General features: G+C 63.7%; 12 protein-coding genes. 5 read left to right on the top strand and 7 right to left on the bottom strand.

Annotated elements, in window-relative coordinates; genetic code table 11:
- The coding region (locus KBT70_RS03445) for a DNA translocase FtsK (RefSeq protein ID WP_296628812.1) at window positions 1-528 on the top strand (528 nt) is incomplete at its 5' end.
- Window positions 529-611: 83 nt separating this feature from the next.
- Window positions 612-1220, top strand: coding sequence for an outer membrane lipoprotein carrier protein LolA (locus KBT70_RS03440; RefSeq protein ID WP_296628810.1), 609 nt, complete (start codon window positions 612-614; stop codon window positions 1218-1220).
- A 26-nt stretch (window positions 1221-1246) separates the two neighbouring features.
- Here KBT70_RS03440 and KBT70_RS03435 read toward each other — a convergent pair whose 3' ends face one another.
- Entirely contained in the window at window positions 1247-1852 is a 606-nt protein-coding gene (locus KBT70_RS03435; RefSeq protein ID WP_296628807.1) for a lytic transglycosylase, read from the bottom strand.
- 191 nt (window positions 1853-2043) lie between these two features.
- Here KBT70_RS03435 and hspQ point away from each other — a divergent pair, with 191 nt between their 5' ends.
- The gene (hspQ, locus tag KBT70_RS03430; protein WP_008283234.1) at window positions 2044-2370 is read left to right on the top strand and encodes a heat shock protein HspQ; all 327 of its coding nucleotides are present in this window, start codon (window positions 2044-2046) and stop codon (window positions 2368-2370) included.
- Window positions 2371-2407: 37 nt separating this feature from the next.
- Here the strand turns inward: hspQ and KBT70_RS03425 are convergent, their stop codons facing one another.
- The 3 genes from KBT70_RS03425 to KBT70_RS03415 form a co-directional block, all read right to left on the bottom strand.
- Window positions 2408-3985, bottom strand: a complete 1578-nt coding sequence (locus KBT70_RS03425; protein ID WP_296628796.1) for a gamma-glutamyltransferase family protein — start codon at window positions 3983-3985, stop codon at window positions 2408-2410.
- A gap of 321 nt (window positions 3986-4306) precedes the next feature.
- Complete coding sequence (locus tag KBT70_RS03420) at window positions 4307-4756, bottom strand: ATP-binding protein (RefSeq protein ID WP_296628793.1); 450 nt, start codon at window positions 4754-4756, stop codon at window positions 4307-4309.
- A gap of 44 nt (window positions 4757-4800) precedes the next feature.
- A complete protein-coding gene (locus KBT70_RS03415; protein ID WP_296628791.1) occupies window positions 4801-5139 on the bottom strand; it encodes an STAS domain-containing protein in 339 nt (112 codons plus the stop codon).
- Between the two features lie 94 nt (window positions 5140-5233).
- Here KBT70_RS03415 and KBT70_RS03410 point away from each other — a divergent pair, with 94 nt between their 5' ends.
- Window positions 5234-6406, top strand: coding sequence for an acetyl-CoA C-acyltransferase (locus KBT70_RS03410; RefSeq protein WP_296628788.1), 1173 nt, complete (start codon window positions 5234-5236; stop codon window positions 6404-6406).
- 6 nt (window positions 6407-6412) lie between these two features.
- On the opposite strand, the gene KBT70_RS03405 is transcribed toward KBT70_RS03410, so the two are convergent.
- Window positions 6413-6877, bottom strand: a complete 465-nt coding sequence (locus KBT70_RS03405) for a GNAT family N-acetyltransferase (RefSeq protein ID WP_296628785.1) — start codon at window positions 6875-6877, stop codon at window positions 6413-6415.
- Between the two features lie 132 nt (window positions 6878-7009).
- Between KBT70_RS03405 and KBT70_RS03400 the strand changes: the two genes are divergently transcribed.
- Window positions 7010-7465, top strand: coding sequence for a GAF domain-containing protein (locus KBT70_RS03400; RefSeq protein ID WP_296628813.1), 456 nt, complete (start codon window positions 7010-7012; stop codon window positions 7463-7465).
- A 31-nt stretch (window positions 7466-7496) separates the two neighbouring features.
- On the opposite strand, the gene KBT70_RS03395 is transcribed toward KBT70_RS03400, so the two are convergent.
- Both KBT70_RS03395 and KBT70_RS03390 read right to left on the bottom strand, forming a co-directional pair.
- Window positions 7497-8282, bottom strand: coding sequence for a carnitinyl-CoA dehydratase (locus KBT70_RS03395; RefSeq protein WP_296628783.1), 786 nt, complete (start codon window positions 8280-8282; stop codon window positions 7497-7499).
- The coding region (locus KBT70_RS03390) for an acetate--CoA ligase family protein (RefSeq protein WP_296628780.1) at window positions 8279-8817 on the bottom strand (539 nt) is incomplete at its 5' end. The genes KBT70_RS03390 and KBT70_RS03395, both read right to left, overlap by 4 nt.

Below are 8817 nucleotides of genomic sequence, written 5' to 3'. Positions count from 1 at the left end.
GTTGATGTGATCACCGGTACGATCAAGGCCAACTTCCCGACGCGGATTTCGTTTCAGGTGACCTCGAAAATCGACAGTCGCACGATCTTGGGTGAGATGGGGGCCGAGCAGCTTCTGGGCATGGGCGACATGCTCTATATGGCCGGGGGCGGCAAGATCACGCGCTGCCATGGCCCGTTTGTGAGCGATGAAGAGGTGGAGGAGGTGGTCAATCACCTCAAGGCCTATGGCCCGCCGACCTATGTGGGATCGGTGCTGCAAGGCCCCGATGAGGACAAGGCCGAGAGCATTGATGCGGTGCTGGGTCTGTCGTCGGGCAGCGGAGCCGAGGGCGATGATCTGCTTTATGATCAGGCGGTGGCGATTGTGATCAAGGATCGCAAATGCTCGACCTCCTACATCCAGCGGAAACTGGCGATTGGCTATAACAAGGCCGCGCGTCTGGTCGAGCAGATGGAGGATGAGGGCGTGGTCAGTTCGTCGAACCATGTCGGCAAGCGCGAGGTGCTGGTGCCGGAGCCGCAGTAATAAGCAGCGGCGCGTTGCTCAGCCACAAAAAATTTACGCCCCGCGCAGGTGCAATCCTGCGCGGGGTGTCTTATCTGAGGGGTATGAACAAGATGCGTTTTCTCATGGTCCCCGTCCTCTGGGCGGCGATGGCCCTCCCGGCGGCGGCGGCGGAAAAGCTGTCCTTGCCGGAAATTTCAAACTATCTGAACGGTTTGCGGACTGCCCAAGGCGCGTTTACCCAGATCAACGAGGATGGCACGATCAGCACGGGGCGGATTCTGATCAAGCGCCCCGGTCGGGTGCGGTTTGAATATGACCCGCCGGAAGAGGCGTTGGTGGTGGCCGATGGCGATACGGTCGGAATCATCGACCCGCGTTCGAATGACGGGCCGGTGGGCTATCCGCTCAACCGCACGCCGCTCAAGATTATCCTTGCGCGCAATGTGGATCTGACGCGCGAGCGGATGGTGGTGGGGCATGCGAGCGACGGCACCTCGACCACGGTGCGCGCGCAAGACCCGGCGAACCCCGAGTATGGCAGCATTGATCTGGTCTTTACCGGCAGCCCCGTCGAGTTGCGCCAATGGGTGATCCATGATGGCAGCGGCAGCCAGACCACCGTGGTTCTGGGCGATATGGAGCGCGATGTGCGGCTCAATGACGAGAATTTCGTCATTCCCGGCAAAAACCGGATGCGGATGGATCGCTGAGCCCCGGCAAGGGGCTCAGCACATCGTCAGACGAGGCCACGCCCGAGTGCGCAGGTGCCAAGCTGGGCACGGTAGGTCTGTGACCGCACTTCGACACTGTCGGCGACCCGCAGGAGCCACGGCTTGCTGTTGAAACTGCCGCGCGCGTAGCCGGTACGCCCGTCATGATAGGCAAGATACTGGTTGCGCGCGTCAGTGAGCGGGATGCCGAGGCTCTGGTTGGATTTGGACATATACCAGCCCATGAAATCGGTCGCATCGGCGATATCGCTGCGGTTGGCACCAAAGCGGCCGGTTTCGCGCTGATATTCCTCCCATGTGCCATCGAGCGCCTGGCTATAGCCATAGGCCGAACTGACACGGCCCGTGGGAATCACCCCAAGCGTCCAGCGGAAGGGCGTGCGCGCGTCGCTGATGAATTTGCTTTCCTGATAGATGGTGGCCATTTGCACATGCGCGGGCACGCCCCATTTCCGCTCTGTCGCGCGGAAGGCGCGGGCGTATTCGGGGCGCTCGTCCAGAATGGCGCATGCGTGGTCCAGATTGCGCGGGGGGGTGCCATACCCTGTGCCGCCGCCACCGCAGGAGGCCAGCACAAACAACACCATCAACGCGCGAAGAGTTCTGCTCATTTGCCTCTCGCTCTCTTTTTTTTCGTCAGTTTACCGGAAACTCTGGTCGGGGGAAATCACGAATTCGCAGGGGTTGGGCGGTGCGGCGCTGTCACGCGCACGTTCACAGACTGTTTCCCGCATGTTTCAGCCGATTGTTGGACAAACCACCCTTGAAAGGTTTACAATCCATCGGTAGGGGCAAATGCGATATGATTAAAACACGTGCGAAATATCATCTGGGCCAAGTGGTCCGTCACAAGAAGCACCCGTTTCGCGGGGTGATCTTTGACGTCGATCCGCAATTCTCGAACACCGAGGAATGGTATGCCTCGATTCCCGAGGATAGCCGCCCATCCAAGGAACAGCCGTTCTATCACCTGCTCGCGGAAAACGAGCAGAGCTATTACGTGGCCTATGTGAGTGAACAGAACCTTGTCGCCGATTATTCCGGCGAGCCGGTGGGGCATCCCGATATTCCGGACCTGTTCGGTCCGTTCGAGGACGGGCATTACCCGCTGCATTTCCAACTGAATTGAGCGGTCAGGGTGGGCTTGCACCCACCCTGAAGGCCAATCAATAGCCGAGGGCGCAGCCATCCTTGCGGGGGTCGCTGCCGCCTTCGAGAACGCCATCGTCATGGATATAGATCGCCTGCGCGCCGCCGATGGGGCCGGGTTGCCGCAGGATTTCATGCCCCATGTCGGCGAGAGACTGCGCCACAGCGTCGCCATAGCCGCGCTCGAGGTTGAGACCCAGAGGATCGGCAAAGGCGCGCGGGGCGTCGATGGCGGATTGCGGGTCCATCCCGAAATCACGCAGGTTCGACACGAGCCGCGCATGCCCCGTTGACTGATACGAGCCGCCCATCACGCCAAAGGGCATGGTGGCGCGGCCATTCTCGGTCAACATGCCGGGGATGATCGTGTGCATCGGGCGCTTGCCGCCGCCGAATTCGTTGGGATGCCCCTCTTCCAGCGTAAAGCCCGCGCCGCGGTTTTGCAGCAGCACGCCGAATTTCTCGGAGGCGATGCCAGAGCCGAAGCCGTGGAAGATCGAGTAGATCAGCGACACCGCCATGCGGTCGCGGTCGACCACGGTGATATAGATCGTGTCACGGTGCACCGCCTCGGTCAGCGGTTTGGCGGCGGCCATGGCGCGTTTGGGATCAATCAGCGCGGCCAGTTTCGCCGCTGTCGCCTCTGAGAGCATGTAATCCAGTTTGCGCATGTGATCGGGGTCGGCGATGAAGCGGTTGCGCGCGTCATAGGCCAGTTTGGTGGCCTCGGCGTCGATATGCACACGCTCGGCGCCGAACGGGTCCATGCCCGCAATATCGAAATGTTTCAGGATGTTGAGCAGCAGGATGGCGGTGGCACCTTGGCCGTTTGGCGGATGCTCGACCAGATTGGCGCCTTTGTAGTCGCCGCTGACGGGCGTGGTGTAATCACAGCGCTGGCCCGCGAAATCGGCGGCCGTATGGGTGCCGCCCAGCGCGTTGAGCGTGGCGATGATATCCTCGGCCACTTCGCCTTCGTAATAGGCGGCGCGGCCGTCACGCGCGATGCGGCGCAGCACTTCGGCCTGACCGGGGGCGCGGAACATCTGGCCTGCCTTGGGCGGCGTGCCCGTGGGCATGAAATGGGTGAGGCCATGACCCTGAAGCACGGCCCCTGCGGTGGGCCAGTCAAAGGCCACGCGGGGGGCCACCGGCACGCCCTCTTCGGCGTAGCGGATGGCGGGGGCGAGCAGGGTATCGAGGCCAAGCCGCCCGTGATCGGCGCTGAGGCGGCAAAAGGCGTCGACGGCACCGGGGACGGTGACGGCATGCGCGCTCTGGAGCGGCACAGTGTCATGGCCCGCAGCGCGCAGGGCGGCAGCAGAGGCCCCAGCGGGGGCGCGGCCAGAGCCGTTGAGCGCGTGGATGGTGGGATCGCCCGGTTTGGTGAAGAGGACAAAGCAATCGCCGCCGATGCCGGTCATCTGTGGTTCGCAGAGGCCCAAGAGGACTGCGCCGGCGATGGCCGCGTCCATGGCGTTGCCGCCGCGTTCGAGAATGTCGATGGCGGTCTTGGCTGCGAGCGGGTGCGAGGTGGCGCACATACCGTTGGTGGCGAAGGTGGCCGAGCGGCCGGGCTTGTGAAAGTCGCGCATGGTGTGTCCTTGTGTCCGTGATAGGGGGACACTAAAGCCTTTCGGCTTTTCGGTGAAACAGCAAAACGCTTTAAGAATTTGAATTGGCGCAATTTCGAGCCGGAATAGCCCATCGGCAATTTCTGAAATTGCTTTGGGCGGTGTTTGCGGCTTTGCCAATCGGGGGGAAGATAAGCCTCGACGCCGCGCGCTGGGTGGGGGCAATTACACGCGACGCCGAGGGAAGCCATATGCAGCTACAGGGTCTGTTATGCAGGGTCTCTGCGGCGTGAGTTGGCCCGGAATAAGGTAAGATTGGGGCGGGCGATTCCCAGGGTTGTGTCAGAGAGCGGGGAGGCGGAATTCGAGGGTCAGATGGCTCCAGCCGGCGTCGCGGCGATAGTCGAGCCGGTCGGTGAGGTCGCGAATCAGGAACCAGCCAAATCCGCCCTCGGGCAGGGCATCGCGCGCGACGTCATGATCGGGAAGGGTGCCATCCGGCAGCACGCCGCCGGGCAGGGCGGTGCCATGATCGCTGAGAATACAAACAAGGTGCGTCGGACCGTGTTGCAGCGCGAGCCGGATCGCGCCGGGGGCATCGGGCGGATAGGCATGTTCCACGATATTGTTGAGCGCCTCGGCCAGAACAAGCTCGACCGTGCCGCAGGTCTCGTCCGGCAGGGCATGGGCGCGCAGCCAGTCGCGGGTGCGGGTCAGCAGATCGCGCACCGCGAGGTCCGAGGCAACGGTTGTGAGGTCGAGATGCTGGGGCGGGGTGTCGGGGATCACCATGCGCTGCCTTTGGCGGGGGGTGGGGGGCCGTCCATCGTGCCACATCAGCCGGTGGCGCGAGAGTGCAGCCTGCGCAGATCGTCATGGATGGTAAAGACCGATTCCATCCGCGTGAGGCGGAACACCTTGGCCACATCGGGTGTGAGACAGGCCAGATCGAGCCGCCGCTCGCTGCCCATCTGTTTCATGGCGGCAACGATGGCGCCAAGGCCGCTTGAATCGACAAAGGTCACATTGCCAAGATCGAGCACCACATGCCCCGCCCCGGTGGCGGTGGCGGCGCGCATGGCGTCCTTGAAGCGGATGGCGGCGGCCGCGTCGATACGCGCCTCGGCCACGGTGATGATGGTCAGGTCGGGATGGTGAGTGGCGTGCAAGTCCATGGTGCCTCCGGCGCGATACGTAGTAATACAGGGCACGCTAGACCCAATTCCTTACCATTCGGTATGCAGGATCAGGATTTGCGAGGAGGCAAAGATGCATGATGTGGTGATCGCAGGGGCGGCGCGCACGCCCATGGGCGGATTTCAAGGCGATTTCGATGGTGTGCCCGCGGCGGAACTGGGCGGCGTTGCGATTCGCGCGGCGCTGCTGGATGCCGGGGCCAAGACCGTTGATGAGGTCTTGATGGGCTGTGTGCTGCCCGCAGGACAGGGACAGGCCCCGGCGCGGCAGGCGGGCTTTCTGGGGGGCTTGGGCGAGGAGGTGCCAGCCACCACGCTCAACAAGATGTGCGGATCGGGCATGAAGGCCGCGATGATGGCGTTTGACCAGATCGCGTTGGGCCATGCGGAGGTGATGCTCGCGGGCGGCATGGAATCAATGTCGGGCGCGCCCTATCTCTTGCCCCAGATGCGCGGCGGCGCGCGCTTGGGGCACGCGCAGGCGGTCGATCACATGTTTCTCGACGGGCTCGAGGATGCCTATGACAAGGGCCGCCTGATGGGCACCTTTGCCGAGGATTGCGCCGAGGCGTTTCAATTCACCCGCGAGGCGCAGGATGCCTATGCGTTGGCCTCGTTGCAGGGCGCGCTCGATGCGCAGGCCAGTGGTGCCTTTGCGCGCGAGATCGCGCCGGTCACGGTTCGGGGACGCAAGGGCGAGGTGGTGATTTCCGCCGATGAGCAACCGGCCAAGGCGCGGCCCGAGAAAATTCCGACGCTGAAACCGGCGTTTCGGCCGGGTGGCACGGTGACGGCGGCCAATTCCAGTTCGATCAGCGATGGGGCTGCGGCGCTGGTGCTGGCGTCGGGGGCTGCGGCAGAGGCGCGGGGCTTGCAGGTGCGCGCGCGGATCATGGGGCATGCGAGCCACGCACAGGCGCCCGGCCTCTTTACCACCGCGCCGGTTCCTGCGGCGCGCAAGCTCTTGGACCGTTTGGGTTGGAGCGTGGCGGATGTCGATCTCTGGGAGGTGAACGAGGCCTTTGCGGTGGTGCCCATGGCGTTCATGCATGAGATGGGCGTGGCGCGAGGGCGGCTCAACGTCAATGGCGGGGCCTGTGCGCTGGGTCATCCGATTGGGGCGTCGGGTGCGCGGATCATGGTGACGCTGCTCAATGCGCTGGAAACACGCGGGCTCAAACGTGGCGTGGCCGCCATCTGCATCGGCGGCGGCGAGGGCACGGCGATTGCAATCGAGCGGGTTTGATCCTGTTCAAGCCGCTTCGAGATCGCGTCGCATCGTGGCCATGCCCTTGCGGCGCGACAGTTCCTCGTATCCTGCCTTGCGGTAGAGGTTGACGGCTGGCGCGTTGTCGAGTTCGACCTTGAGCGTGATGGTCAGCGCGTTGAGTTGGCGCGCGGCCTCTTCGGCCATGGACAAGAGCACCTCGCCGGTGCCGCCGCGCATGCTCTCTTCGACAAAGACGTAAGTGAGGTGGCGCACCTCGGGGCCGATGCCCACACGCAGCGCGAAAAAGCCCACTTCGCGCCCGGCCTCATCCATCAGATAAAAGGTCTCGTCGTCGAGATCGCCCACCCATTTCAGCGCCCATTCGCGCGTATCGAAGGGATGGCTGGCCTGCGGATTGACGAGGGCGAGATCGTCCTTGTCGGTCAAAAGGCGCGCCAGCGGTTCCAGATCACGGGTCAGGTTGCGGTGCAGGCTCAGCCGGGGCATATGTCGGTTTCCTTATAGTCGATGTCGGATTCGTATTCGGGGCGCGTCTTTGCCATGGTCGTGCAGGGGATGCAACCCAAAGGCGGCACGCTGCCTCTGGCCTTGGCGCGCGGGGCGTGGCATATCTCGCCCATGCGGATCGACTATGACCATATCGCCCGGACCATCGCCGCGCTCACCGACGGGGAGAGCGACGAAGTTGCGCTCATGGCCACGGTGGTATGCGAGGTGCATCACGCCGATGACCGGTTCGACTGGACCGGGTTTTACCGTGTCACAGCGCCTGAAATGCTCAAGATCGGGCCGTATCAGGGCGGGCATGGATGCCTGAGCATCCCGTTTTCACGCGGGGTTTGCGGTGCTGCGGCGCGCACGGGGGCTGTGCAACTGGTGCCGGATGTCGATGCCTTTCCGGGGCATATCGCCTGCGCGAGTTCCACGCGCTCCGAGATTGTCCTGCCGGTGCGGGACGGGGCGGGGCGGTTGATTGCGGTGTTCGATATCGACAGCGATCAACCGGATGCCTTTACCGAGGAAGATGCGGCACGGCTTGGCGAGATACTGGCGGCTGTGTTCGGGCGGATTTGAGGCGGGTTGCCTTCGCCTCAAACACCCCCTCTCAACGCCCTTTCCAGACCGGATCGCGTTTCTCGACAAAGGCGCGCGCACCCTCTTTCTGATCCTCGGAGGCGTAGAGGATATCCACCGTCTCGAACTGTCGCCGGGTGATCCGGTTCATCGCATCCTGAAAGCGCAGCGCCTCGGCCTCGCGCACGATTTCCTTGATCGCGGCATGGACCAGCGGTGGTCCGGCGGCGATGGTCTGGGCCATCGCGCGGGCCTCGGCCAACAGCCGGTCGGCAGGGTGGATATGGTTGACCAGCCCCCAGTGCGCGGCCTCTTTTGCATCAAACCAGCGGCCCGTGATCAGGAGTTCCATGGCGATGTGATAGGGGATGCGCTTGGGTAGTTTCACGCTGGCGGCATCGGCCACGGTGCCCGAGCGGATTTCGGGCAAGGCAAAGGTGGCATGCTCGGCGGCAAGGATAATGTCTGCTGACAGCGCCAGTTCCAGCCCGCCGCCACAGGCGATGCCGTTGATGGCGGCAATCACCGGCTTGTTCAGCCCGCGCAATTCCTGCAATCCGCCAAAGCCGCCGACGCCATAGTCGCTATCGGGCGCCTCGCCTGCGGCGGCGGATTTGAGATCCCAGCCGGGGCAAAAGAACCTGTCGCCCGCGCCGGTCAGGATCGCCACGCGCAGGTCGGGATCGTCGCGGAAATCGCGGAAGACCTCGCCCATGATGCGGCTGGTGGCGGCGTCGATGGCATTGGCCTTGGGGCGGTCCAGTGTCACCTCGAGCACGGCACCGTTGCGTTCGGTGCGAATGGGCGTGTCGGTCATGGTCTCTCTCCCTCGGTGATGAGCGCGTCCACCGCAACCGCATCCGATGCGGTGCAGAGGAGCGGGTTGATTTCCACCTCTTCGAGGCAGTCGGCATGGGCTGTAACATAGGCCTGCACCGCCATGACCGCCCGGATGATGGCCGGTCTGTCCGTGGCGGGCTGACCGCGATAGCCGTTCAGGAGCGGTGCCGCGCGCAGGCGGTCAAGTGCCTGCGTGATGTCGGTTTCCGTTACGGGCAAAAGCAGCGTGACAGTATCGCGAAGGATCTCGGTGAGGGTGCCACCGGCGCCAAGGGTCAGCACAAAGCCATGCGCCGGATCACGCAGCACGCCGATCAGCAGTTCGGCAATCGTGCCCTCGATCATCTCTTCGATGAGCCAGTTTTGACAGGGCATGGCCATCGCCTTGGACACGGCCTCGGGGAGGTCGGCGGCAAGGCGCAGAAACACCACACCGCCTGCCTCGGTCTTGTGCGCCAGCCCCTCGGCCTTGATCACCAAGGGCAGGGGCATGGCGGTGAGGATCGCCGCGA

This window comes from Roseovarius sp. (assembly GCF_018066915.1).
Taxonomy (GTDB): domain Bacteria; phylum Pseudomonadota; class Alphaproteobacteria; order Rhodobacterales; family Rhodobacteraceae; genus Roseovarius.
Note: the sequence above shows the minus strand (reverse complement) of the source record. Positions and strands in the feature narration are given on the sequence as shown.